The following is a 25,591-nucleotide window of genomic DNA, read 5'->3' as shown; positions in this document are numbered from 1 at the left end:
CGCGCCTCTGTTCGTCGGGAACACCGGGACGAGCGGAAGGCGCGTGACATGGACCCGTCGGTCATCGTGCAGGCGGCGAGCGCCTCGGCGGAGCGGCTCACCGGCTGGACACCTTGGAAGTTCGGCTGGGGGACGATCCGGAGGGGCGCCGGCACGATGCTGGCGGGTGCCAAGTGGACGCTGTTCCCCGACGGGACCGCCGCCTTCGACGCAACCGTAACCAGCCGGGAGGACCACGACGTCTGGGTGGTGCGGCACGTCGACCTGCACGACGCCGGCGGGGCGATCCTGGGTTCACTCACCACCGAGCACCCGGTCGACGGGGACTGGCGCAAGTTCGTGCGGACCATGCCGAGCAGCGCGGAAGACTACCGGTTCCGCGCCTGGGCGACCTTCGACGTCGCCCTGTGGGGGCACATCGCGCACCTGAAGATGTATTCGAGCTGCTGACCGCAGTGTGGCGGTTCCGCCACGGTCGCTACGGCCGCCGCGACGGCGGGAGCGAGTACGGCACGGGCTTCCCGTCCCGGACGCAGGTCGCGGCCGGAACCGTCGGCGTGCCGGTCAGTTCGACGACGTCGCGGGCGCACGGGGACAGCACCGGGGCGTCGTCGCCGGCCGAGGCGAAGCCGACCACCGCGGCCACCGCGCCGGCCACGACGAGCGCGGCGGCGCCCGCCCCCACGAGGCCGCGCACCGGCCGCGCGGGCTCTTCCGGCGGAGCGACCCGCGGCCGCGCCACCGCGGCGACCTCGATCGGGAACGGCTCCGAACGGTCCGTCCGGAAGCCTTCCTCGTCGGCGAGGAACCGGCCGTACGTCGTGAGCGCCGCAGTCGTCGTCCAGGCCAGGGCCGCGGACGCCGTCACCGGCTCGCCGTCCGGGCACAGGAAGCCGTGCAGCAGCACGAGGGGACGGCCGTACTCGTCGCGAGGTTCGCCGCGGGCCTCCGCCGCCGTCACCGCGTGCTCGGCCCAGACGAGCACGCCGTGCGGCGTCGCCACGGCGCGCGAAGGCACGTCGTCCAGCGGGATCGCCGTGGCCTCCAGGAACCCGTGCTCCCGCAGGAAGCCCGGGACCAGCAGCGCCGAATAGCCGCGCCGCCGCCCGCGGGCGACCAGGAACGGCCACGCCCGGCCCGTCACCAGTCGCCCCAGCGGTCGCCGCCGAGGCGGGAGACGGGCAGTTTCGCCTCGAGCACCGCGACCTGCCGCTGCAGCTCGCCCACCACCCGCCGCCGGGCCTGGACGTAGTGCTCGGCCAGCCGGTCGGCTTCGCCGAGCCGCGCCAGCCGGTCGGCGCGCCCGGCGAAGTCCTCGTGCGGGCCGAGCGTGTCGAACAGCAGCGACAGGCCGGATTCGGCGATCAGGCCCGCGCCGACCGCGGACGCCAGCACCCGCGCGGCGTGCGTCGTGAGGTGGGCGCCGAGCGTGCGGAGTGCCTCGGCCGGGCCCATCCGCAGCCGCCGTTGCGCGGCCGCGAGCAGCTCTTCGCGGGTGGCGCGGTCGAGGGCGACTTCGGTCTGGCGCAGGATGTCCGGCACCACCACCGACAACGCGGCTTCGACGTTCCCCGGCCGGAACCGCCCGTCCGGCTTCTTCCGGACCATGCCGCCGGAGAAGACGGCGAAGTCGTGCCCGACCGCGGTGGCCGGGATCAGCCGCACGATCCGCCGGGCGCTGTGCACCTTGACGAGGTCGGCGAACCCCGGCGTCGCCATCAGCCGGTCGCGCACGATCCGCAGGCGCTCGTTCTCGTCCGGGTGCAGGTGGTCGAGCAGGTCCCACTTGGTGATCACGAAGACGATCGGGCTGCGCACCGGCAGCATCGCGTTGATCATGGCGTCGAGGGAGGCTTCGAGCATCAGCGCGCCGCGCTGGTCGCCCTGTTCGGCCTGCAGCAGGCGGAAGCCGTCGATGATGCCGACGAGCGCGTCGGCACCGGCGATCGCCTGCAGCAGCTTCGCCTGGGCGGTCGAGCCCGGCGCGTCCGGGTCGGTCAGCAGCTCACCCGGGTACTCGAGGTAGCCCAGCTTGACCACGGGCTCGGCCGCTCCGCCGACGTCGGCCATCACGCTGAACTCGAATTCACGCAGCTCGCCGCGGGTCGTGCCGCGCGGCCACTCCTCGTCGACGTCGGCCGCCTTGCGGTACCACCGGTTCAGCTCGATCAGCTGCTCGTGCGGGACGCGCAGGTAGAAGCCGCGGTCACCCGGGGTCTGCAGGCGGCGGTAGATCCCGGTCAGCAGCAAGGTCTTGCCCGAGCCCTGCAGGCCCAGCGTCACGATCCGGAACGCCGGGATCCCGCCGGGCGGCCCGGCCACCACCGCGGCGACGCGCCGGCGACGGTGCCGCCGCACGAGCAGCACGGCGACCAGGACCACGACGAGAACGATCAGCGCGGCGCTCACGGTTCCTCCCCTTTTTCCCTCACGGGACGGAGCCGCGGGCCTGCCCGGAAATACACCTGGTTTCCCCGGCGGATTGCGTGGCGGTAAATCACTGGTTTACTGGATTGTCTTTGATGTCAAGCCGCGAGAGCCCTAGCGTTGCCGACATGGACCTCACCGTTCTCGCGGCGTCCGGCCGGACCGGCCTCGCGCTCACCAGACAAGCCCTCCGCCGGGGTCACACCGTCACCGCGATCGCCCGCGATCCCGGACGCGTCGCCCTGGCCGGCTCCGCCGGTCTGCGCATCGTGGCGGCCGATGTGGACGATCCGGCGAGCGTCGCCGCCGTCATCGGCGCGGACTCGGTCGTTCTCTCCGCGCTCGGCACGGACCGGGCCGGGGTCCTGCTCGCCGGCGCCAAGGCGGTGGTCGCCGCCGGACCACGGCGGATCATCTGGCTCGGCGCGTACGGCACCGGCGCGTCCGCCGGCGTGGCGGGACCGGCCGCCGGCGTGCTTGCGAAACTGCTGCGCGACCGGCTCGGCGACAAGGTCGAGGCCGACAACACCGTCCTCGCGGCCGGGGGCACGGTCTTCCACGCGGGGCTGCTCGCGGACGGCCCGGAAAGCCCGGGGCGGCGCACGGCCGGCCTGGACGCCGCCCCCGTCCTGGACCTCACCACGACGATCAGCCGGGACACCGTCGCCGCGGCGATGCTCGACGAGGCCGAAGCACCGCGGTTCCCCGGCACGGTGGCCCTCCCGCTGGCCGGTTAGCGCGGGTCCCGAGCGCCGGGCCGGGAGCGCTCAGGCGTGGCTCCACGCCGGTGTGCCTGGCGGTCACTGCGGGTGGGCGGCGGTGATCTCCTCGACCGAGGCCCGCACCTGGCCGCGGAACCAGGCGTGGGCGAGGTCGGAGTCGTAGCGCTGGTGCCAGGTGCAGCAGATCGGCGCCGCCGGTGTCTCGACCGGCAGTGGCCGGGTGACCAGCCCGAACGCTTCGATGAGCGGCCGGCCGAGCACCCCGGTGCAGGTGACAAGCACGTCGCCGCGGCGGGCCAGCTCCAGGGCCGTGGCGACCGTCGCCACCGCGGCGATCACCCGGCGGCGCAGTCCTTCGGCGGCCAGCACGTCGTCGATCGGCGCGGTGAGCTTGCCGCGCCGGGAGATGACCACGTGCGGCTGCGCCGCGTACGAACGCAGGTCGAGGTGGCCGGCACACGGGTGTCCCGGGCGCATCGCGACGACCAGCGGGTCGTGGCCGAGGGTCTCGGAGCGGAACTCGGGCAGGTGCGGCCGTCCTCCGCCGAGCTCCAGGTCGACGCGGCCCTGCCGCAGGTCGTCCGTGTCGGCGGAATGCTCGGCCAGCACCCGCAACCGCACGCCGGGGGCCTGCTCCCGGAGCTTGCCGACGAGCACCGGGACCACCGAAGCGGCGAGCGCGTCGTGGCACTGGATCGTGAAGGTGCGGTCCAGCTCGGCGAGGATCAGGTCCCGGGCGGGCAAGAGCACGTCGCGCGCCCGCTCGACCAGCCGGTGGACGTCCTCGCGGACGGCCACCGCGTACGGCGTCGGCACCATCGCGTGGCCCGTGCGGACCAGGATGTCGTCGCCGGTCACGGCGCGCAGCCGCCCGAGGGTGCGGCTGACCGCGGGCGAGGACAGGTGCAGCCGCTCGGCCGCGCCCCGCACGCTGCCCTCTTCGAGCAGGGCGTCCAGCACCGTGAGCAGGTTCAAGTCGAGTTGCACGAAGGCAAGACAACCACAGGAGGATTCATGGACAAGGAACTGCTCGCTGCCACCGCCACCGCCGTGCGGCACGCCGGCGCCCGCATGCTGCGGCGCTACTCCCCCGAGTCGCGGCAAGCCGGGCTGACCGGACTGCTGACGAGCCTGCACGACAACGACACGGCCGTCGCCGACACGCTGCGACCGGCGTTGGCCGAGATCCGGCCGGAGGCGCGCTGGCTCGACGACGAACACGGGTCGGGCCCCCTGCCCGCCGGCGAGTGGTGGCTGATCGATCCCGTGGGCGGCAACGTCAACGCCGTCCACGGCATGCCGGACTGGAACATCGGCGTGAGCCTCGTCCGCGACGGGCGCCCGGTGCTGGCCGTGGTCTGCTTCCCGGTGCTCGACGAGACGTTCACCGCCCTCGAAGGCGGCGGGACGTTCCTCAACGGCGTCCCGGCGCACGTCTCCGGCAAGACGTCGCTCGACGGCGCCCTGGCCGGCACCGGCCAAGGTCAGCCCGGTCAGGACGCCGAGCTCCTGGACCGCATGGGCGCCTCCTTCGGCGTGATGTCGAAGGCCGCCCTCCACGTGCGGATCTCCGTGCCGGTGAGCCAGCAGCTCGCCCTGGTCGCCGCGGGCCGGATGGACCTGCACTGGCAGTTCGACAACGTGCGTTCGCAGGCGGCGGGCGTGCTGCTGGTCCAGGAGGCCGGTGGCGTGGTCACCGACCTCGAGGGCAGTCCCTGGACTCCGGCCTGCCGGAGCTACCTCGCCGCCGCGCCGGGGGTGCACGCCGCCGCCCTGGCCGTTCTCACCGCGGGATAGCCCGCGGATAGCGGGGCGCAAGCCGGCCCGGTCAGACTGGGCGGACCCGCCGGTCCGGGTGACGAAGCCCCGGCCCGGGACGACTCAGTGACATCCGGAGCTTCGCCCCGGGCCGGGGGCTGCGCCACCCGGACCCCCGCAAAGACGATCAGTGGAGGGACGCCGAAATGGCGCCAGCTGGAGCAGGGAAACACGGTCGGCCGAGTGCCGCCGCCGGCGCACTCGGAATCGACCACGTGCGGCTCAGCTACCACTATCTCGATATCGGGGACCTCGACGGATACGGTTCCCTTTTCACCGCCGACGCCGTTCTTTACTTTCCGGGAATCGCGCCGATAAGGGGCCGCTGCGCCATTGAAAGCTTCCGCGCGGCCAAGTCGCCGACGGCGCACACTCTGCAGAGCGTGACGGTGACGCACGGTGAGGTCGTGATGATCGGCGTGATTGCCGCCATTGGGCCGAACGGCGGAAGTACAAATACCGCCTTCATCGACAGTTTCACGCTTTCGGACTATGGGCTTATCACGGTCCAGAAGACAGACTTCGGTTCCGGGGAAAATTCACGAGCAGTCGGATGAGGTCGGGCAGCTTGTTCTGCCTGCCCGCGCCGGCCACGGAATCGGCATTGAGGGAACAGCGTGAGTTTGACCAGCGGGCCGCCGGGCGATCAGCCCGTCTACCGGATCCTCGGTCCCCTGGAGATCCGGGACCTCGCCGGCGGTGAGCTCCGCATCCCGCCCGGCCGCCAGCAGACCGTCCTCGCGGCGCTGCTGGTCGACGCGAACCGGGTGGTGAGCCTGGACCAGCTCATCGAGGCGATCTGGTACGACGATCCCCCGGCGACCGCGCGCACGCAGGTCCAGATCTGCGTCTCCCGGCTGCGCCGCGCGCTGGCCGCGGCCGTCGGCCCGGACACGCTCGTGACCCGCGGCCCCGGCTACGAACTGCAGGTCGCCGACGGGCAGCTCGACGCCCGGACCTTCACCGGCCTGGTCTCCGGCGCCGCCGACCTGACCAGGACCGGGGCCCTGGAAGACGCGTCCCGGATGCTCGGCGCCGCGCTCGCCCTGTGGCGCGGCCCCGCGCTGAGCGGGACCGGGAGCCGGCTGCTGGAGGCCAAGGCCAGCCACCTCGAGGAGCAACGGCTCAACGCCGTCGAAGCCCACTTCGACCTCGGGCTGCGGCTCGGCAGGCAGCACCAGCTGATCGGCGAGCTGGCGAGCCAGGTGGCCGCGAACCCGCTGCGGGAACGGCTGCGCGGCCAGCTGATGCTCGCGCTCTTCCGGTCCGGGCGGCAGGCCGAGGCGCTGGAGACCTACCGCGCCGGGCGTGAGCTGCTCGTCGAACAGCTCGGTCTCGAGCCGGGCGACGAGCTGCGCCGGCTGGAGGCCGCGATCCTGGCCGACGACGCCGGGCTGCGCCGGAGCCCTGCCCCCGAAGCGCCCGCGGCGCTGGCGCACCCGCCGGTGGTGCCGTTCCAGCTGCCGGCCGACATCGCCGACTTCACCGCCCGCGACGCGCTCATCGAGCACACCGAACGGCTGCTGCTCGGTCACCCGGGGCGCCGGGCGACCCCGGTGGTGGTGCTGGCGGGCAAGCCCGGCGTCGGCAAGACCGTGCTCGCGGTGCACGTCGCGCACCGGATCGCCGAGGACCACTGCCCCGACGGCCAGCTCTACTGCGACCTCGGCGGGACCCGCGCCCACCCGGCCGACCCGCTCGACGTCCTCGGCCGGTTCCTGCGCGCCCTCGGCGTCCCCGGCCCGGCGGTGCCCGGCTCGGTCGACGAACGCGCGGAGATGTACCGGCACCGGCTGGCGGGCAAGCGGATGCTCGTGGTGCTGGACGACGCCCACTCCGAGCGCCAGGTCCGCGACCTGCTGCCGGGCAGTTCCAGCTGCGTCGTCGTGGTGACCAGCCGCGTCCGGCTCACCGGGCTGGCCGGAGCCGGCGTGCTCGACGTCGACGTGCTCGATCCCGAGCAGGCGACCGGCATGCTCGCCACGATGATCGGGACCGAACGGGTGGCCGCCGAACCGGCCGCCGTCGACGCGCTGGTGCGGCTGGTCGGCGGGTTGCCGCTGGCGCTGCGGATCGTGGCCGCCCGGCTCGCCGCGCGGCCGAGCTGGTCGCTCGCGTGGATGCTGGAACGGCTTTCGGACGAACGCCGCCGGCTCGACGAGCTCGCGCACGGCGAGCTGATGGTGCGGGCCAGCCTCGCGCTGACCTACGACGGCTTGGCCGGCGACGCCCGGCGCCTGCTGCGGCTGCTCAGCTGCCTCGACCGCCTCAGCTTCCCGGTGTGGGTGGCCGCGGCGCTGCTGGAGGCCGACCCCTTGCGGGCGGCGGACCTGCTGGAGCGGCTCGTCGACGCGCAGATGCTGGAGATCTCGGCGATCGAACGGGACGGCAGCCCGCGCTACCGCTTCCACGACCTCATCCGGCTGTTCGCCCGCGAGCAGCTCGACGAGCACGAGCAGGCGAGCGGCCGCCGGGCGGCGCTGGCCAGGGTCTCGAGCGGCTGGCTGGGCCTGGCCAGCGAAGCGCACCACCGCATCTACGGCGGCGACTTCACCGTGCTGCACGGTTCGGCGCCCCGGCTGCGGCCGCCCGCCGACGCCGTCGACCGGATCCTGGCCGATCCGCTGCTGTGGTTCGAAGACGAGCAGGACAACCTGTGCTCGATCGTCGCGCTGGCCGCCGAGGCAGGTCTGGACGAGTGCGCCTGGGACCTGGCGGTCACGATGGTCGCGCTGTTCGAGAACCGGTGCTACTTCGATGCCTGGGAGCGCACGCACCGGCAGGCCCTGGAAGCCGTCCGCGCGGTGGCCAACCGCCGGGGTGAAGCGGCCTTGCTGTGCTCGCTGGGTTCACTGCAGCTGAGCCGGTCACGGCCGGACGCCGCGGCCGAGCCGCTGGCCGCCGCGCTGGCGACGTTCGAAGACCTCGGCGACGCCCACGGAACGGCGATGGCGCACCGCAACCTGGCCCTGCTCGACGAAGCCCGCGGCGCGGACCCCCAGGCCCGCTTCGAGCGGGCACTCGTCGAGTTCCGGGTGGCCGGGGACCCGGTCGGCGAGGCGTACGTGCTCGGCAGGCTCGCGCAGACCGAGCTCGACGCGGGTGACGAGGAGCGGGCGGGGGCGTACCTGGCCGAGGCACTGCGGATCTGCGACCGGACCGGGACGCCCCGCGTCGAGGTCCAGCTGCGGTACCGGCTCAGCGGGCTCCTGATGCGCCAGGGCCGGCACAGCGAAGCGGCGGACCTGCTGACCGGCCTGCTGACCCGGGCGCGCACGGCCCGCGACGTCGCCGGCGAAGCCCGCATCCTGCACCGGCTGGGCCTGGCCCACGCCCACCTCGGCCGCCGCGAAACGGCCGAGCGGCTGCTGGTGGAAGCGCTGGAGCTGCAGAGCCGGATCACCGGCGGCGCGCCGGACGACCGGGTCCGGGCCGACCTCGCGGCGCTGCAAGCACTCCCTGGCTGAGCACCGCTGGGAGTTCCCGATGACGTGAACGACCCTTTCCTGACGTCGGACGAGGTGAACGAGTCGTTCACGACCTCGCCGCGGGTGGGTTCACCACGGGGTGTCGGCAGAGGTGGCGCCCCACGGCGTGTCCAGCGGCGCCGCCCATGGGGTGTCCGCCGGGCCGGCCGCCCATGGGGTGTCGGATGAGACTGCCCAGGGGGTGTCCGCGGGAGCGGCCTGGGCCGCGGTGGCGGCGAGGACCGGGAGGAGAACCGCCGTGGCGATCGCGCCGAGGGCCGGAAGAATACGCACCGTCGTCTCTTTTCGTTCGGGGGGCGATGATTTTGTTCGTTCCTTGCCCCACCGACGTTAGGAACGCCCGGCATCGCGCCGCTATCGCCGGGGTGTTCCGGCCGTTATCGCCGGAGTTATCGTGCTCGCGGTGGCTGCGTGATAACGCCGGGATAGCCGCCCTCACGATGCTGATCCCGTGGTGGAAATCGCATCCGAACCGCCGGATCCCCGAAACGGGAACGGCGCTGACAGGAACGGACGATTCGTGCAGCGGAATTTCGGGGAACTGCTGAAGGCGCACCGCACAAAACGTGGTGCCACCCAGCGGCAATTGGCGGACCTGTCCACGGTGAGCATTCGCGCCATCCGCGATCTCGAGTCCGGCCGGGCGCACCGGCCGCGCCGGGACACCGTGCGGCTGATCGCGGACGGGCTCGGCCTGCGGGGCCGCGAACGCGCGGACTTCGAGGCGGCGGGCTGCCACCCGGCGGACGGCGACTTCCGGTTGCGGTGCGCCGACCCGGCTCCACCGCCCACGCCGCTGAACGCGCTGCTCGGCCGGGACGAAGAAGTCACGGCCGTGCGCGAGCTCCTGGCCGCGGGCAGCCACCGGCTGGTGACCATCACCGGGCTGGGTGGCGTCGGCAAGAGCCGGCTGGCCCAGGAGGTCGCCGTCGGGGTGCACGAATCGGGCGGGGTCGTCGTGCTGTGGTCGTCCGCCGGCGGCCGGGAACAACCCCTGCTGGGAACCGGTGGCCCGGGCGAGCTCGCGGTCCTGATCGGCGACCGTCCGGCCCTGCTGGTCCTCGACGGCCACGAGCCGGACCGGGTCCGGCTGGACGACCTGGCCGTCCTGCTGCGCGAATGCCGCGGGCTGCGAATCCTCGCCACCGCTGCGGCGCCGTTCGGGCTGCCCGGCGAGCGGGTCTTCCCGCTCACGCCGCTCGCCGTGCCCGAACCCGGGAGCAGTGACCCGGCCACACTGGCGGCCGTGCCGTCCGTCCGGCTGCTGGTCCGCGAGGTCCGCCAGGTCCGGCCGGGGTTCACCCTCGACCGGACCACGGCCGCGGACGTCGCCGCGCTGTGCCGTCGGCTCGACGGCATCCCGGCCGCGCTGGAGGCGGCCGCCTGCTGGTTCCTGGTCTACGAACCGGCGGCCGTGCTGGAGCACGTGCGGACCGACCCGTTCGCCCTGACCGCGGACCACCTGCCCGGGCTGCGCGACACCCTCGACTCGGCCGTCCGCGGCCTGGACGCCGCCGAGGTGTCCCTGCTGGCGCGCCTGACGGGGCTCGACGCGGGCTGGTCCGTCGGTGACGTGGCCGGGTTGACGGGCATCCCGGCGGCGGCCGGTGCCCGGTTCGTCCGCCGCCTGGTCCTGCACGGCCTGGTGCGCCCGGCGGGCCAGGACCGCACCCGGTTCCGCACGCTGGACCTGGTGAACGCCCTCGGCCTCGACCACCGCGTCGCGGTCTGACCCCGGCAAGCGGAGCGGGCACGAGTGCAGTGAACGACTCTTTCCTGACGTCCCACGCCATGAACGAGTCGTTCACGGCACCCGGGCCCGCCCCGCTCAGCCGGAACCCGTCGTCACGGCGCGCCGGACAACCGGCGGGCCACCACCGGGCCGATCGCCGCCCACGACTCCGGCCGTGTCAGCTCGCCGTGGCGGGCCCGGACTTCGTGCACCTCCAGCCGGCCCCCGACATACGGCTCCCACGCCGATACGGCAGGAGAAGCAGCATGTTTTCCTTCCGTGGCGCGGAAGAACAGCACGTCGCCGTCGTACGGCGCGGGCCGGTGCGACCTCGCCAGCGCGCTGTTGTGGGTGAACACCTCGGGCAGCGCGTCCACCGCTCGCGGCGCGAGCGCGGCCAGCGCGCTGCCCTCGGCGAGCAGGATCGAGCGGAACTCAGGCAGCCCCAACGGTTCCGTGACCCCGGAAAGGCCGAGCGAGGCCAGCAACGCCGCGAGCGGGTCGTCCGGCCCGGATGCCCCGGTGGGCGGGTACCCGTCCAGCATCGCCAGCAGCCCGATCTCCTCGCCCTGGGCCCGCAGCTGCACGGCCATCGCGTGCGCGACCTGCGCGCCGAACGACCAGCCGAGCAGGTGGTACGGCCCCTGCGGACGCACCCGGCGGATCTGCTCCAGGTAGTCCTTGACCAGCTCGTCGACGGTCGCCGGCCGGCGGTCGGGCTGGGTCAGGCCGCGGGACTGCAGGGCGTAGACCGGCCGGTCGACGTGCGCCAGCAGCCCCGAGTACACCCAGCCGATCCCGGCGGCCGGGTGGACGCAGAACAGCGGGGCACCTTCGCCCGCCGAGCGCAGCGGGAGCAGCACGGCCAGCTCGTCGCGGTCGGTCCCGGTGGCGGTGCCCGTCCCCAGCCGCCGGGCCAGCCCGGCGACCGTCGGGGTCTCGAACAGCACCCGGATGCCCAGTTCGGCCCCGAGTTCCCGGCGGATCAGGCTGATCAGCCGCCCGGCGAGCAGCGAATGCCCGCCGAGGTCGAAGAAGCCGTCGTCGACCGACACCTCGGGCACGTCGAGCACCTCGGTGAACAGGCCGCAGAGCGCGCGTTCCAGCGCCGTGCGCGGGGCACGGCCGGCAGCCACCGGCGCCTTCACCGGCGCGGGGAGCGCGGTGCGGTCGAGCTTCCCGTTCGGCGTGAGCGGGAGGGCGTCCAGTACGACGAACGCGGACGGCACCATGTGCCCGGGCAGGAACGCCTCGGCGTGGGCCTTCGGCGCGACGCCGGGGCCGGCGGCGAGATAGGCGACCAGTTCCGGGTGCCCGGGGCGGTCTTCGCGCAGCACCGTCACCGCCTGCCGGACCCCGGGGCAGCGGCCGAGCACGGCGTCGATCTCGCCGAGTTCGATCCGTACCCCGCGGACCTTGACCTGGTGGTCGGCCCGGCCGAGGAAGTCCAGCCTGCCGTCCCGCCGCCACCGCACGACGTCACCGGTGCGGTACATCCGCTCCCCCGCGCGGCCGAAGGGGTCCGCGACGAACGTCCGCGCGGTCAGGCCCGGCCGGCCGAGGTAGCCGCGCGCGAGCCCGGCGCCGGCCAGGTACAGCTCCCCCGGCACCCCGGCGGGCACCGGGTTCAGCCGCCGGTCCAGGACGTACACCCGCGTGTTCGGCACCGGACCGCCGATGTCCGGCGGACCGTCCCCGTCGGGCAGGACGTCCGCGCCGGTGGCCATCACGCTGCACTCGGTCGGCCCGTAGCCGTTGACCAGCCGGAAGCCGGCCCGGGCGGCCGGACGGCGGCGCAGCCGGTCCCCGCCGGCGACCACGACCCGCAGATCCGGACCCGCGAACGTGGGTTCGTCGAGCATCAGCTCCAGGCGGGGCGTGGGCAGGAACGCCACGGTGATCCCGGAATCGGCGAGCCACCCGGCGAGCGCGCCGGTGTCGTCGAGCGCGCGCTGCGAGGGCAGGTGCACCGACGCGCCCGCGGTCAGCAGAGGCCAGGTCTCGAAGACGGCGGCGTCGAACCCCAGCGCGGCGACGTGCCCGGCCCGGTCCGCGGGCGTGACGCCGAATTCGCGGTGGTACCAGGCGCAGAGGTGGGCGAGCCCGGTGTGGTCGAGGACCACGCCCTTCGGCGTCCCGGTCGACCCCGACGTGTAGATGACGTACGCGGCGTCGCGCGGGCTGAGCGTGACCGAAGGCGCGTCGGCGGGCTGAGCGGCGATCGCGGAAGCTTCGGCGTCGAGGCACAACACCCTGGCGGTCCCGCCGACGCGCGGAGCGAGGTCCGTCGTGGTGATCACGACTCCGGCGGCGGCGTCGGCGAGCATGAAGGCCAGCCGGTCGGCCGGATAACCCGGGTCGAGCGGCACGTACGCACCCCCGGCCCGCAGGACGGCGAGCTGGGCGACGAGCAGTTCGGGCCCGCGGGGCAGGCAGACGCCGACCAGCGCGCCGCGGGCGATGCCGAGGTGGTGGGCCAGCCGGTTCGCGCGCCGGTTCAGCTCGCCGTAGCCGAGTTCCCCGAATTCGCCCACGACCGCGACGCCGCCGGTGCGATCGGCGATCTGCGCCGGAACCGGGCGCCACGGGCCGAAGTCCACGGGGTCCGGCGCGGTGAGCAGCCGGCGTCGTTCGCCGGGCACCAGCAGGTCGAGGCCGCCGATCGGGGTGTCCGGCGACGCGATCGCCGCCGCCAGCACCCGGACCAGCCGGGTGACGAACCCTTCGACGGTCTCGCGGTCGAACAGGTCGGTGCGGTAGGCCAGCCCGCCGCCGATGCCGGAAGGGCGGCCGGGGTCCAGTTCGTGCAGCGACAACGCCAGGTCGAAGGCCGCGGTCCGCACGGCGACCGGCTCGCCGGTCACCTGCAGGCCGGGGAGCTCGAGGTCGGCGTCACCGGCGTTCTGCAGCACGAACAGCACCTGGAACAGCGGGTGCCGCGCGAGGGACCGGGCCGGGTTGAGCTCGTGCACCAGCCGCTCGAACGGGACGTCCTGGTGGGCGAAGGCCCCCAGGTCGGTTTCGCGGACGCGGGCGAGCAGTTCGCGGAACGTCGGCTCCCCCGCGGTGTCGACGCGCAGGACGAGCGTGTTGACGAAGAACCCGACGAGGTCGTCGAGGGCTTCGTCGGTGCGGCCGGCGACCGGGGTGCCGATCGGGACGTCGTCCCCGGCCCCCAGCCGGCTCAGCAGCACGGCGAACGCGGCCTGCAGCACCATGAACAGCGTGACCCCGCCCTCGCGCGCCAGGCCACGGAGCGCGCCGTGGAGACCGGCGTCGATCTCGACCGGTACCGAGTCGCCGCCGTGCCCGGCCACCGCGGGGCGTGGCCGGTCGGCCGGCAGCACCAGTTCTTCCGGGAGCCCGGCGAGCCGCTCGCGCCAGTAGGCCAGTTCGGCGCCCAGGACCGAGCCGTCGTCGTCCGGGTCGCCCAGGACCTCGTGCTGCCACAGGGCGTAGTCGCGGTACTGGACCGGCAGCGGTGTCCACTTCGGACTGTCGCCGGCGCAGCGGGCGGTGTAGGCCGCCGCCAGGTCCCGGACCAGGGGGCCCATCGACCAGCCGTCGCTGACGATGTGGTGCTGGACCAGCACGAGCACCTGCTCGTCCTCGCCGAGCACGAGCAGCTCGGGCCGGAACGGCCGGTCGGTGGTGAGGTCGAAGGTCGCGGCCGATGCCGACGCCAGCGCCTCGGCCAGCTCGGACTCGTCCACGGCACGCACCGCCGGCGGGACGTCGGCGACGCCGAGGATCTGCTGGCACGGGCTGCCGTCCAGCTCCGGGAAGATCGTCCGCAGGGCCTCGTGGCGGCCGGTGACGTCGGCCAGGGCACCGGCGAGCGCGCCGCGGTCGAGCTGTCCGGTGAGCCTCAGCGCGCAGACGACGGCGTACCCGGCGTCCCGGCCGTGCAGCTGGTTGAGGAACCAGAGCCGTTGCTGAGCGTGGGACAGCGGGATCCGGTCCGGGACCGGCCGCGGGCGCAGGGCGGGCCGGACGGGCCTGCCGTGGTCGATCCGGGTCGCGAGCCCGGCGACGGTCGGGTGCTGGAACAGGTCGCGGATCCCCAGTTCGGCGCCGAGCGCGGACCGGACGCGGCTGATCAGGCGCGTCGCCAGCAGGGAATGCCCGCCGAGGTCGAAGAACCCGTCGTCGATCCCGACGCGGCCGATGCCGAGCAGTTCGGCATACAGCCCGCAAAGGATCTCTTCGGCCGGGTCGCGCGGCGCGCGATAACTGTCCGAAATGGACTGGACGTCGGGTGCGGGCAGGGCCCGGCGGTCGATCTTCCCGTGGGGGGTCAGCGGGAACTCCGGCAGGACGACGACGGCGGCCGGGACCATGTACTCCGGCAGGACGGTCGCGAGGTGGGTCCGCACGTCGGCCGGTCCGGCGTCACCGGTGCAGTACACGACGAGCCGCCGGTCACCCGGGACGTCCTCGCGCACGACGGCGACGGCCTGGCCGACGGCCGGGTGCCGGGCCGCCGCGCCGGCGACTTCGCCGGGTTCGAGGCGTTGCCCGCGCAGCTTGACCTGGTCGTCGGTGCGGCCGAGGTACTCCAGTGCTCCCCCGTGCGTCCACCGCACGAGGTCACCCGTGCGGTACATCCGCGTGCCCGGGCCGCCGGCCGGGTCGGGCACGAACCGCTCGGCGGTCAGGCCCGGCCGGTGCAGGTAGCCGTCGGCGAGCTGGATCCCGGCGAGCCAGAGTTCGCCGGGGACCCCGGGCGGGACGGGGGCGAGCCGTCCGTCGAGGACGTACGTGCGGGTGTTCCACACCGGACGTCCGATGGGGACAGCGGAATCGCCGGGCGAGAACGGGTGGTGGCTCGCCTCGACGGCGAACTCGGTGGGACCGTAGAAGTTGGACAGCCGGGCGGGCAAGGCCGACACGCACCGCTGCGCCAGCTCCGGAGTCAGTGCCTCGCCACCGCAGAACAGCTGCCGCAACGAACTCACGTCACCCGGTTCGGCGAGGAAGGCTTCGAGCATCGCCGGGACGAAGTGCGCCACGGTGACGCTCTCGGTGCGGATCAGCTCGCGGAGGTACGCGGGGTCGCGGTGCCCGTCGGGCCGCGCGACGACCAGGGCCGCCCCGGTCAGCAGCGGCCAGAACAGCTCCCACACCGAGACGTCGAAGCCGGACGGCGTCTTCTGCAGCAGCCGGTCACCGGGGCCGAGGGGGTAGTCGCCCTGCATCCACGCGAGGTGGTTGACGATCCCCGCGTGCGACATCAGCACACCCTTGGGCCGCCCGGTCGACCCGGACGTGTAGATCACGTACGCCGGGTGAGCCGCGGTGATCGCGGGCAGCGGCCCGTCGCCGTCGAGCGCGGTGTCCTCGGTCAGCACCAGCGACGGCCGGGCGTCTTCGAGGAGGAACGCGATGCGGTCGGCCGGGTAGCCGGGGTCGACCGGCAGGTACGCCGCACCCGCGCGGTGGACGGCGTGCACCGCGACGACCAGGTCGATCGAGCGCGGCAGCTGCACGGCGACGACGTCACCGGGCCGGACGCCGTGGCCGCTGAGGGCTCTGGCCAGCCGGTCGACGCGGATGTCGAACTCCGCGTAGGTCAGCGACTCGCCCTCGAAAACCACCGCCGTCGCGTCCGGCGTCCGGGCCATCTGGCGGGAGAACAGTTCCGGCAACGTCTCCGCCGACACCGGCGCGTCCGTCGCGGTCCACGCCGTGAGCGACTGCCGGTCCACATCGGACAGCAGGTCGATCCGGTCCACTGCCGTGTCCGGCTCCGCCGTCACCGCGTCGAGGAGGCGGACCAAGCGGCCGGCGAGCGCCTGGGCGGTGGCGCGGTCGAACAGGTCGGCGGCGTAGGACAGCGAGCCGGTGATGCCGGCGGCGTGCTCGGCGAGGTTCAGCCCGAGGTCGAACTTCACCGCGTCGGAGTCCAGGACTTCGGGAGTGACGTCGAGGCCCGGCAGGACCGGATCGGCGTCGCCGGTGTTCTGCAGGACGAGGAACACCTGGAACAGCGGGTGCCGGGCCAGGGAGCGGGCCGGGTTCAGCTCGTGGACCAGCCGCTCGAACGGGACGTCCTGCCGGGCGTAGGCGGCGAGGCCGGTTTCGCGGACGCGGCCGAGCAGTTCGCGGAAGGTCGGCGCGCCACTGGTGTCGGTCCGCAGGACGAGGGTGTTGACGAAGAACCCGATCAGGCCGTCCAGTGCCTCGTCGGTGCGGCCGGCTATCGCGGTGCCGATGGGGACGTCCTCCCCCGCGCCCGATCGGGTCAGCACCGTGGCGAGCGCGGCCTGCAGCACCATGAACAGCGTCGCCTGCGCGGAGCCGGCCAGCGCCCGGAGCCGGTCGCTCAGCTCGGCGCCGATCTCGACCGGCACGGAGTCCCCGCGGTGCGACGCCACCGCGGGGCGCGGCCGGTCGAACGGCAGCGGCAGCTCGTCCGGGATTCCGGCCAGCTGATCCCGCCAGTAGGCCAGCTGGGCGGACAGCAGCGAGTCCGGGTCGTCCGCGTCACCGAGCAGGTCCCGTTGCCAGAGCGTGTAATCGGCGTACTGGACCGGCAGGGGCGCCCACTCCGGCGCATGGCCGTCCCGGCGTGCGGTGTAGGCCTCGGCGAGGTCGGCGACCAGCGGGCCCATGGACCAGCCGTCCGCGGCGATGTGGTGCAGCTGCAGCAGGAGCACGTGCTCGTCCGGCGCTTCGGCGCGCAATACCGCGCGGAACGGCGGTTCGCGGGTCAGGTCGAACGGCCGGGCTTCGAGCGGCCCTTCGACGACGGTCAGTTCCGGCCGCCAGTCCTCCAGGATCTGCTGACGCGGCTGCCCGTCGGCGGCCGGGAAGATCGTGCGCAGCACATCGTGCCGCTCCGCCACGTCACCAAGGGCCGCGCTCAGCGCGTCACGGTCGAGCGTTCCCCGCAGCCGCAGCGCGCACGGCATGTCGTAGGCACCGGTGTCGTCGCCGAACTGCAGGACGAACCAGAGCCGTTGCTGGGCCGAGGAAAGCGGCATCGGCTCGGGACGCGGAACCGGCCGCAACGCCGGCCGCGCCGGGTCCGCAGTGGACAGTCGAGGGGCGAGAGTGGCGACGGTCGGAGCGTCGAAGAGGTCGCCGATGCCGAGCTCCGCGCCGAACGCGGCCCGGATCCGGCTGACCAGCTTGGTCGCCAGGAGGGAGTGGCCGCCGAGGTCGAAGAACCCGTCGTCGATGCCGACCCGCTCGACGCCGAGGACGTCGGCGAAGAGCCCGCAAAGGATCTCCTCACGGGCATCGCGGGCATCGCGGGTCGCGGTGACGGCCAAGTCCGGCACCGGCAGCGCCTTGCGGTCCAGCTTGCCGTTCGGCGTCCGCGGCAGTCCGGGCAGCGCGACGAACGCCGACGGCACGAGGTGCCGCGGGACGAACGCCGCGACGTGGTCTCGCAGCTCGTCCGGGTCGGCGTCGCCCACGAAGTAGGCGACCAGGCGCTGGTCGCCCGGCCGGTCCTCGCGCAGGACGACGGCCGCCTCGCGCACGCCCGGGTGGTCGGCGGCGACGGCCGCGATCTCGCCCGGCTCCACGCGCAGGCCGCGCAGCTTCACCTGCTCGTCGGTCCGGCCCAGGTAGTCCAGAACCCCGCCGGCCCGCCACCGGACCAGGTCCCCGGTCCGGTACATCCGCTCGCCCGGCCCGCCGAAGGGGTCGGCGAGGAACCGGTCGGCGGTCAGGCCGCCGCGGTGCAGGTAGCCGTCCGCCAGCTGCGCCCCGGCGAGGTACAGCTCGCCCGGCACGCCCGGCGGCACCGGGCTCAGCCGGCCGTCCAGCACGTACGCGCGGGTGTTCCACACCGGCGCGCCGATCGGGACGGGTATGCCGGTGACGGTGTGGGCGGTGGCGTCGACCGCGACCTCCGTCGGGCCGTAGAGGTTGACCAGTTCGGCGGTGAGGGTCTTCGCGCAGCGGTCCGCGAGCGCGGTGGTCAGCGCTTCCCCGCCGCAGAAGACCTGGCGCAGCGACGGACAGTCCGCTTCGGACAGTCCGAGGATTCCGTCGAGGATGCCGGGGACCACGTACAGCACGGTGATCCGTTCGTTCCGGATCGTGCCGAGGAGGTACGCGGGATCGCGGTGCCCGTCGGGCCTCGCGACGACCAGGGCTGCCCCGGCGATCAGCGGCCGGAAGAACTCGAGCACCGAGACGTCGAAGCTGGACGGCGTCTTCTGCAGCACCCGGTCCCCGGCGGTCAGCGGGTGTTCGGCCTGCATCCACGCCAGGTGGTTGACGATCCCGGCGTGCGACATCAGCACGCCCTTGGGACGGCCGGTCGAGCCGGACGTGTAGATCACGTAGGCCGGGTGGCCCGGGGTGACCGCCGGCAGCGACGAGCCGGAACCGGGCTCGCCGAAGTCCGTCTCGGGGGTGAGGACCAGGGCGGGCCGGGCGTCGGCGAGCATGAACGCCACCCGGTCGGCCGGGTAGCCCGGATCCACCGGCAGGTACGCCGCACCGGCCCGGTGCACCGCGTACACGGCGGTGACCAGCTCGAGCGAACGGGGCAGCTGCACCGCGACGACGTCACCCGGCCCCACCCCGCGGTCGCGCAGGGCTCGCGCGAGCCGGTCGACGCGGACGTCGAACTCCGCGTACGTCAGCGACTCGCCTTCGAAGACCACCGCCGTCGCATTCGGCGTCCGCGCCACTTGCCGGGCGAACAGCTCCGGCAGCGTCGCGGCCGGGACCGGTGCCGCGGTGTCGTTCCACTGCGCCAGCTTCAGGCGGTCCACATCGGACAAAAGTTCGACACTGTCCACACGGAAGTCAGGATTCGCGGCCACTGTTTCGAGAAGGCGGACCAAGCGGTCGGCGACGTCCTGGGCGGTGGCGCGGTCGAACCGGTCGACGGCGAACTCGAGACTGCAGCCGAGCCCGGCGCGGCGCTCTTCGACCGTGAGACTCAGGTCGAACTTGGCGGTGCCCGACACGGTGTCGCCGGCGGTCACGGTCAGCCCCGGCAGGCTCCAGCCACCCCCGGCGGTCTCCGCCCCGAGGAACGACAGCAGCACCTGGAACAGCGGGTGCCGAGCCAGCACGCGGGACGGGTTGAGCTCTTCCACGATCCGTTCGAACGGGAGGTCCTGGTGGGCGAAGGCCCCGAGGTCGGCGTCGCGGACGCGGGCGAGCAGCTCGCGGAACGTCGGCGCGCCCGAGGTGTCGGTACGCAGCACCAGGGTGTTGACGAAGAACCCGACGAGGTCGTCGAGGGCTTCGTCGCCGCGACCGGCGACCGGGGTGCCGATCGGGACGTCTTCGCCCGCGCCGAGCCGGGTCAGCAGCAGCGCGAACGCCGCCTGGACGACCATGAACAGCGTGGCCTGGTTGTCCCGGGCCAGCGTCAGCAGCGCGGTGTGGGTGGCCGCGCCGACGCCGGCGGAGACGACGTCCTTGCGATGGGTCGGGACCGCCGGGCGGGGCCGGTCGGCCGGCAGCGCGAGCTCGTCGGGCAGACCGGCCAGGGTTTCGGTCCAGTAGCCCAGCTGGCGGGCGGCCAGGCTGTCCGGGTCGTCCTCGTCGCCGAGCAGGTCGGCCTGCCAGAGCGCGTAGTCCGCGTACTGCACCGGCAGCGGCGGCCACACCGGCGGCTTCCCGGCGAGCCGGGCGCCGTACGCGGTGGCGAGGCCGGCCATCAGCGGCCCGGTCGACCAGCCGTCCGCGGCGATGTGGTGCAGGCAGAGCACGAGGACGGCTTCGTCACCGGCCCGGAACAGGCGGGCGCGCAGCGGGATCTCGCGGGCCAGGTCGAACGGCGCGCTCCCGGCGGCCTCGGCGAGGTCGCCGAGGTCCGCCGGAGCGCAGTCGACGACCTCGAGGACGTGCTCGACCGGCGGGAGGACGTGCTGCCACGGCTCGCCGTGCTCGAGCGGGAACACCGTCCGCAGCGACTCGTGCCGGGCGACGACGTCCCGGCAGGCGGCCGCCAGCGCCGGGACGTCGACCGGCCCGGCGAGCCCGAGGGTGAGCGGGATGTTGTACGCGCGGTCCTGGCCCTCGACCCCGGCGAGGAACCACAGCCGCCGCTGGGCGGACGACAGCGGGACGCGGTCCGGGCGGGGCCGCCGGGCCAGCGCCGGGCGGACCGGGCCCGGCGCCTGGGCGTCGAGGGTGGCGAGGATCCCGGCGACCGTCGGAGCCCGGAACAGCGCGCGGACGCCGAGTTCGGCGTGCAACGCCGTGCGGATGCGGCTGATCAGCTGGGTGGCGAGCAGGGAGTGCCCGCCCAGGGCGAAGAACCCGTCGTCGAGGCCGACGGTGTCCAGCCCGAGCACGTCGGCGAAGAGGCCGCAGAGGATTTCTTCCCGCGCGGTCCGGGCCCCGCGGAACACCACCGGCGCGGCCTCGGGGACGGCTTCCGCTCCGACGGCGGCGACCCGCGCGAGATCGAGCGTCCCGAGTGGACGGTCCGGGTCTGCCAGGGCGAGGTCGAGCAGGCGCACCAGCATCGCGGCCATCTCGTCCACTGTGGACTTCTCGAAGAGGTCCACGGCGTACTCGAACTGGCACGAAACGCCGTTCGCGTGCTCGGCGAAGACGACGCTGAGGTCGAGCTTGGCCGTCGCCAGGTCCAGGGGCACCGGCGTCGCGTCCAGGCCGGGCAGGGTGAGCGCCGAGCCGTCGTCGTGCTGGAGGACGACCATCACCTGGCACAGCGGGTGCGCGGTGTCCGACCGGCCGGCGCCGAGGCGGTCGACCAGCCGGTCGAACGGCACGTCCTGGTGGGCGTAGGCGTCGAGGCCGGTGTCGCGGACCCGCGACAGCAGTTCCGCGAAGCTCGGGTCACCGCTCAGGTCGGTGCGCAGCACCAAGGTGTTGACGAAGAACCCGACCAGGTCGGCCAAGGCCGCTTCGCCCCGGCCGGACACCGGGGTGCCGAGCACGATGTCGTCCCCCGCGCCCCAGCGGTGCAGGAGTGCGGCCAGTGCCGCCTGCAGCCCCATGAACGGCGTGCAGCGCGCGGCCCGCGTGACCGCGACGAGCCGGGCGTGCAGCTCCGCCGGGAGCTCCACCTCGACGAGCCCCGCCGCGCCGCTCGTGCCGCCGTCGCGGTGGGCGGGCAGGACCATCCGGCCGGGCAGGCCCGCGAGCCGCTCGGTCCAGTACGCGAGCTGGGCGCTCAGCAGGCTGCCCGGGTCGTCCTCGGTGCCGAGCACCTCGCGCTGCCACTCGCTGAAGTCGACGTACTGCACCGGGAGCGGCGCCCAGTCCGGCGCGTGGCCGTCGAGCCGCGCCGTGTAGGCGGCCGCCAGGTCGCGGCCCAGCGGGCCGAGCGACCAGCCGTCGCAGGCGATGTGGTGCAGCACGAGCAGCAGGATGTGGTCGTCCGGGCCGAGCTCGAACAGCGTGACGCGCAGCGGCAGGTCCGCGGCGAGGTCGAACGGCCGGGCGATGGCTTCGGTGAGATCGTCGCCCGCCCGGACGTCGAAGCCGAGCCGTGCGGTCGCTTCCTCGGCGGACAGCACCTGCTGGCCGGGAACTCCGCCGGCGACGGGGATGACGGTACGCAGCACTTCGTGGCGGCCGAGTACGTCGACGACGGCCTCGCGTAGCGCGCGGCGGTCGAGCCGGCCGCGCAGCCGCAGCGGGAACGGGACGTTGTAGGTGGCGCTGGGACCTTCAAGCTGGTCGAGGAACCACAGGCGCTGCTGGCCGAACGACAACGGACGCACGGGAGGGATCCCTTCACTCGGGCAGGCGCAGGGCCCGGGCCGCCGCCACCGGCCCGCCGAAGGCGAGCAGGGCGCTGCAGATCCAGGCGACGACGGGGGTGGTGAAACTGGCGATGGCGCCGGAAACCGCGTAGGCCAGCGGCGCGCAGCCGATGCCGGACAGCGAAACCATCGACATGGCCACGCCGAGCCGGTCGGCGGGCGCGGCCTGCTGGTAGAGCGTCACCGCGGCCGGGCCGTTCTGGCCGGAGCACACGCCCAGCGCGACGGCCATCGCGGCCATCGCGGGCAGGGACGACACGAGGACCATGCCGAGCAGCAGGACGGCGATCCCGATCCCGCTGCCGACGAGCCGCACCGACATCGGCACGCGGTCGCCGAGCAGCGCGCCGAGCCCGGCGGACACCAGCGCGCCCGCCGCCCAGCAGGCGATGAGGAGGCCGACGGCGGACACCGCCCAGCCGCGCTCGATGACCACCTCGGGCAGGCCGGGGTTCATCGGCCACGCGAAGGCGAAGTCCAGGCACAGCCCGGAAAGGAACAGCAGCCGCAGCCGCCGGTCGGCCCGCAGCAGCTTGACGCCGTCGCCGGACCGGCGCCACAGCGGGACGTTCGAGATCGTCCGCGGCGCGTCGATCGCCTTCGTCGCCGGGGCCAGGCAGACCAGGGAAACCACGCAGCCGGCGCAGACCACCGCCAGCGCGATCCCGAGGTGCCCGGCCGCGACCAGCCAGGCCCCGAACGGCGACCCGAGGATCGGGGCGAACCGCGCGACCATGGTGCGCACCGAGTTCGCCGTGCTCAGCCGGTCCTTCGGCACCATGCGCGGCATCAGCGTGCCGAACGACGGCGAGCCCAGGCCCAGCATCGCGCCTTCGAGCGCGGCCACGACGACCAGCAGCGGCACCGACTGCGCGGACAGCGCGACGACGACCGAGACGGCCAGCACGGCGATCCGCACCGAGGTGGTGCGCAGCAGGACCGCGCGGGGACCGAAGGCGTCGCAGATCACGCCGCCGAAGATCATCGCCAGCGCCCGCGGCACCGATTCGGCCAGGGTCACCCAGGTGACCGCGGCCGTGCCGCCGAGCTGGGCGGCGGCCCAGACGGCGGCGATGAAGAACACCTGGTCGCCGATCAGGGAGACGCCCTGGCCGGTGAGCAGCAGGCCGACCCGGCCCCACAGCGCGGCAGGCCGCGGCGGCGCTTGTGTCGTCGTCATGGCTGATGTCCGTTCCGTCGCGCTCAGCGGGCCCGCAGGCGCACCGGGAGGTGGTCGAAGCCGAAGTTGATGATCGAGCGGTTGTGCACCGGGTCGCCGGTGGGTTCCAGCTCGGCGACCTGGTCGAGCAGGGCGGTGTAGATCGCCTTGAGCTCGGCTTTCGCCAGCGGCGCACCGATGCAGTAGTGCGCGCCGACGCCGAGGGCGAGGTGCCGGTTCGGGGATCGGTCGAGCACCAGTTCGTCCGGCCGGTCGAACACGGCCGGGTCGTGGTCGGCCGACCAGGTCCAGACGGCGACCTTGTCCCCCGGCTCGACGACGTGCCCGCCGAGCTCGACCTGTTTCGTGGCGGTGCGCAGCACGTGCAGGCCGACCGAGGTGAACCGCAGCAGCTCGTCGGTGGCCAGGTCGAGGTCGGCGCCGCCGGCCAAGGCCTGCCACTGGTCCGGGTGGTTCATCAGCGCCCAGACGCTCATCGCCGCGGTGTGCCGCACGGTCTGTACCCCGCCCACGACGATGTTGTCGAGGTTGAGCACGACGTCTTCGATCGGCAGCAGCCTGCCGTTGATCCGGTGCGTGGCCAGGGTGCTGATCAGGTCGCCTTCGGGCCGCTTGCGGCGCCGGACGACCTTCTCGAGCAGGTACGGCAGGAGCTTCTGGTGCCCGGCGCGGCGCGCGTCCGGCGTCTGGGCGAGGAAGGCTTCGTCGCAGACGGAGACGACCAGGTCGCGGTCGTCGCCCGGGATGCCGAGCAGGTCGCACATGACGACGAGCGGCACGGTGGCGAGGACGTCGACGAGGTCCACCTCGCCGCGCTCGACAGCGTCGCTGATGACTTTAGCCGCCAGCTCGGTGATGCTCTGGGCCGCGCCGCGCACGCCCTTGGGCGAGAAGTACGGCAGGACGGGGGCGCGGAGTTCGCGATGCCGCGGCCCGTCGGACAGCGCCATCATCTTGCCGGAGCCGGCCGGGGTGCCGCCGGTCCCGAGCAGCGAGCCGCCGGTGGAGCTGAAGCCGGCCGAGTCGGTGAGGACACGGGAGCCGAGTTCGTAGCCGAGCACGGACCAGACGGGCCCGTCGAGCGCGGTTTCGGTGCGGTGGACCGGGGCCTGCGCCCGCAGGGCGGCGACGATGCCGCCGGCATCGGGCCGGGCCCACAGCCCGGGATCGGTCAGGTCGACGGTGGCGGTGGTCACGGATGCCTCCTCGGGCAGCTACGACGGTCCAGGTCCGTGAATGGCACATTGAGGGACGTAGAGTCTCTCGATGTGCCATTCACGGACTTGGGGAAAGGTGCAGGGCGCGGAGCAGGGTGGCCGGGCCGTCGGACAGGGGTGTGGCGAGCAGGTGGCCGCCGTCCTCGGTCGAGGTGGTGAAGCGGCCGGTCGTGGCCGCGACCCAGCCCGCGACCACGGCCGGCGGCAGCGCCCGGTCGGCCGCTCCGGCCACCGCGTGGATGGGGAAGTCCGGCACCGGATCCGGCCGGTGGCGGTAGCTGCGGCAGACCGTCAGGTCCGTCCGGATCGCCGACACCGCCAGTTCGCGGATCGCCGCGTCGTCCGGCAAGGCCGTGGCCAGGCCGCACCTCTCGAGTAAGTCCGAAGCACCCTCCGAAGTCGGCGGGGTCGGACCCGGCCACGCGGGCGGCGGAGGCGCGCACGCCGGGACCACGATCCGGGGACGCCGCCCGGCAGGCAGGCCGCGGGCGACTTCGTACGCCAGCAACGCACCGAAACTCTGGCCATAGAACAGCGATCCCGGCCGCAGGTGCGGGGAAAGCCCGGCGACGACCGCCGACACCAGTGCGGTGAAGGAGCCCGGCATCGGGTCGCCGAACCGGCCGCCGCGGCCGGGCAGGCGGATCGCCCAGACCTCCCGCTCCGGGGCCAGCGCCGCGGCCAGCCCGGCGAACGCCGTGACGTCGCCGCCCGCGTGCGGGAAGCAGACGACCTGCGGTGTCCCGGCCGGCAGCGGGTGCGGCCGGTAGCACCAGTCGCCCGCGATCGCCGGCCGGGGACTCGCCGCGAGCGTCACCGCGTCCCCCGGCGGCCCACCAGCGCGACCACGGGCCGCGCCGGTGTCTCGGCCGCCGCGCGAACCGTCGAAACGAAGTCCGCGAGGGTGCGCGACGCCATCAGGTCACGCAGCGACAGGTCCACCGAGAACTCGTCCCGCACCCGGTACACCACGCGCAACGCGGTCAGCGAATGCCCGCCCAGCTCGAAGAACCCGTCCTGCGGCCGGACCTGAGCCACGTCCAGTTCCTCGGCCCAGACCGCGGCGATCGTCTCCAGCATCCCGGTCACCTCAGACCCCGAGCGCGACGCGCAGGCTCTTCGGGCGGATGTCGGTCCAGATCTCGTCGACCCAGGCCACGCACTCCTCGCGGGTCCCGCTCTTCCCGGCCGGCTGCCAGCCGGCGGGCACGGCCAGCTCGGCCGGCCAGATCGAATACTGCTCCTCGTCGTTGACGACGACGGTGAAGTCCTTGAACGCGTCCACAGTGG

The 25,591-nt window shown here is 73.9% G+C and carries 15 protein-coding genes and 1 pseudogene; 6 read left to right on the top strand and 10 right to left on the bottom strand.

Annotation, left to right across the window (positions count from 1 at the left end; all coding sequences use genetic code 11):
* Positions 1–48: 48 nt before the first annotated feature.
* The gene (locus A3CE_RS0147385; protein WP_020647159.1) at positions 49–450 is read left to right on the top strand and encodes a DUF6294 family protein; all 402 of its coding nucleotides are present in this window, start codon (positions 49–51) and stop codon (positions 448–450) included.
* A gap of 28 nt (positions 451–478) precedes the next feature.
* Here the strand turns inward: A3CE_RS0147385 and A3CE_RS0147380 are convergent, their stop codons facing one another.
* Both A3CE_RS0147380 and A3CE_RS0147375 read right to left on the bottom strand, forming a co-directional pair.
* A complete protein-coding gene (locus A3CE_RS0147380) occupies positions 479–1,144 on the bottom strand; it encodes a hypothetical protein (protein WP_020647158.1) in 666 nt (221 codons plus the stop codon).
* Positions 1,141–2,409 (bottom strand): P-loop NTPase family protein, encoded by a 1,269-nt coding sequence (locus A3CE_RS0147375; RefSeq protein ID WP_020647157.1) that lies wholly within the window; start codon positions 2,407–2,409, stop codon positions 1,141–1,143. Before A3CE_RS0147375 ends, A3CE_RS0147380 begins: the two co-directional genes overlap by 4 nt.
* Positions 2,410–2,555: 146 nt before the next feature.
* Between A3CE_RS0147375 and A3CE_RS0147370 the strand changes: the two genes are divergently transcribed.
* Complete coding sequence (locus A3CE_RS0147370; RefSeq protein ID WP_020647156.1) at positions 2,556–3,164, top strand: NAD(P)-dependent oxidoreductase; 609 nt, start codon at positions 2,556–2,558, stop codon at positions 3,162–3,164.
* Between the two features lie 63 nt (positions 3,165–3,227).
* On the opposite strand, the gene A3CE_RS0147365 is transcribed toward A3CE_RS0147370, so the two are convergent.
* Complete coding sequence (locus A3CE_RS0147365; RefSeq protein WP_020647155.1) at positions 3,228–4,136, bottom strand: LysR family transcriptional regulator; 909 nt, start codon at positions 4,134–4,136, stop codon at positions 3,228–3,230.
* Between the two features lie 27 nt (positions 4,137–4,163).
* On the opposite strand from A3CE_RS0147365, the gene A3CE_RS0147360 reads away from it, so the two are divergent.
* From A3CE_RS0147360 to A3CE_RS53000, 3 genes are all read left to right on the top strand, one after another.
* Positions 4,164–4,946 carry an inositol monophosphatase family protein gene (locus A3CE_RS0147360; protein WP_020647154.1) on the top strand — a complete coding sequence of 261 codons (783 nt, stop codon included), beginning with the start codon at positions 4,164–4,166 and terminating at the stop codon, positions 4,944–4,946.
* Positions 4,947–5,182: 236 nt separating this feature from the next.
* Complete coding sequence (locus tag A3CE_RS53005) at positions 5,183–5,524, top strand: nuclear transport factor 2 family protein (RefSeq protein WP_020647153.1); 342 nt, start codon at positions 5,183–5,185, stop codon at positions 5,522–5,524.
* A 60-nt stretch (positions 5,525–5,584) separates the two neighbouring features.
* A complete protein-coding gene (locus A3CE_RS53000) occupies positions 5,585–8,434 on the top strand; it encodes an AfsR/SARP family transcriptional regulator (RefSeq protein WP_245589738.1) in 2,850 nt (949 codons plus the stop codon).
* A gap of 90 nt (positions 8,435–8,524) precedes the next feature.
* On the opposite strand, the gene A3CE_RS0147345 is transcribed toward A3CE_RS53000, so the two are convergent.
* Positions 8,525–8,728, bottom strand: coding sequence for a hypothetical protein (locus A3CE_RS0147345; RefSeq protein WP_020647151.1), 204 nt, complete (start codon positions 8,726–8,728; stop codon positions 8,525–8,527).
* Between the two features lie 247 nt (positions 8,729–8,975).
* On the opposite strand from A3CE_RS0147345, the gene A3CE_RS0147340 reads away from it, so the two are divergent.
* On the top strand, positions 8,976–10,187 hold the full coding sequence (locus A3CE_RS0147340; protein ID WP_020647150.1) for a helix-turn-helix domain-containing protein: 1,212 nt from the start codon (positions 8,976–8,978) through the stop codon (positions 10,185–10,187).
* 113 nt (positions 10,188–10,300) lie between these two features.
* On the opposite strand, the pseudogene A3CE_RS52995 reads toward A3CE_RS0147340, so the two are convergent.
* From A3CE_RS52995 to A3CE_RS0147310, 6 genes and pseudogenes are all read right to left on the bottom strand, one after another.
* A pseudogene (locus A3CE_RS52995) lies at positions 10,301–21,862 on the bottom strand (amino acid adenylation domain-containing protein); the annotation flags it as partial.
* 13 nt (positions 21,863–21,875) lie between these two features.
* The gene (locus A3CE_RS52990) at positions 21,876–23,084 is read right to left on the bottom strand and encodes an MFS transporter (RefSeq protein ID WP_020647148.1); all 1,209 of its coding nucleotides are present in this window, start codon (positions 23,082–23,084) and stop codon (positions 21,876–21,878) included.
* Positions 23,085–23,107: 23 nt separating this feature from the next.
* Positions 23,108–24,280 carry a cytochrome P450 gene (locus A3CE_RS0147325; protein WP_020647147.1) on the bottom strand — a complete coding sequence of 391 codons (1,173 nt, stop codon included), beginning with the start codon at positions 24,278–24,280 and terminating at the stop codon, positions 23,108–23,110.
* Positions 24,281–24,359: 79 nt separating this feature from the next.
* A complete protein-coding gene (locus A3CE_RS52985) occupies positions 24,360–25,118 on the bottom strand; it encodes a thioesterase II family protein (RefSeq protein WP_020647146.1) in 759 nt (252 codons plus the stop codon).
* Complete coding sequence (locus A3CE_RS0147315) at positions 25,115–25,381, bottom strand: phosphopantetheine-binding protein (RefSeq protein WP_020647145.1); 267 nt, start codon at positions 25,379–25,381, stop codon at positions 25,115–25,117. The genes A3CE_RS52985 and A3CE_RS0147315 overlap by 4 nt, the downstream gene beginning before the upstream one ends.
* Positions 25,382–25,391: 10 nt before the next feature.
* Entirely contained in the window at positions 25,392–25,586 is a 195-nt protein-coding gene (locus tag A3CE_RS0147310) for an MbtH family protein (RefSeq protein WP_020647144.1), read from the bottom strand.
* Between the last annotated feature and the right edge of the window lie 5 nt (positions 25,587–25,591).

The organism is Amycolatopsis balhimycina FH 1894 (assembly GCF_000384295.1).
GTDB lineage: Bacteria > Actinomycetota > Actinomycetes > Mycobacteriales > Pseudonocardiaceae > Amycolatopsis > Amycolatopsis balhimycina.
The sequence above is the reverse complement of the archived record's forward strand: the minus strand, read 5'-3'. Positions and strand labels throughout refer to the sequence as shown.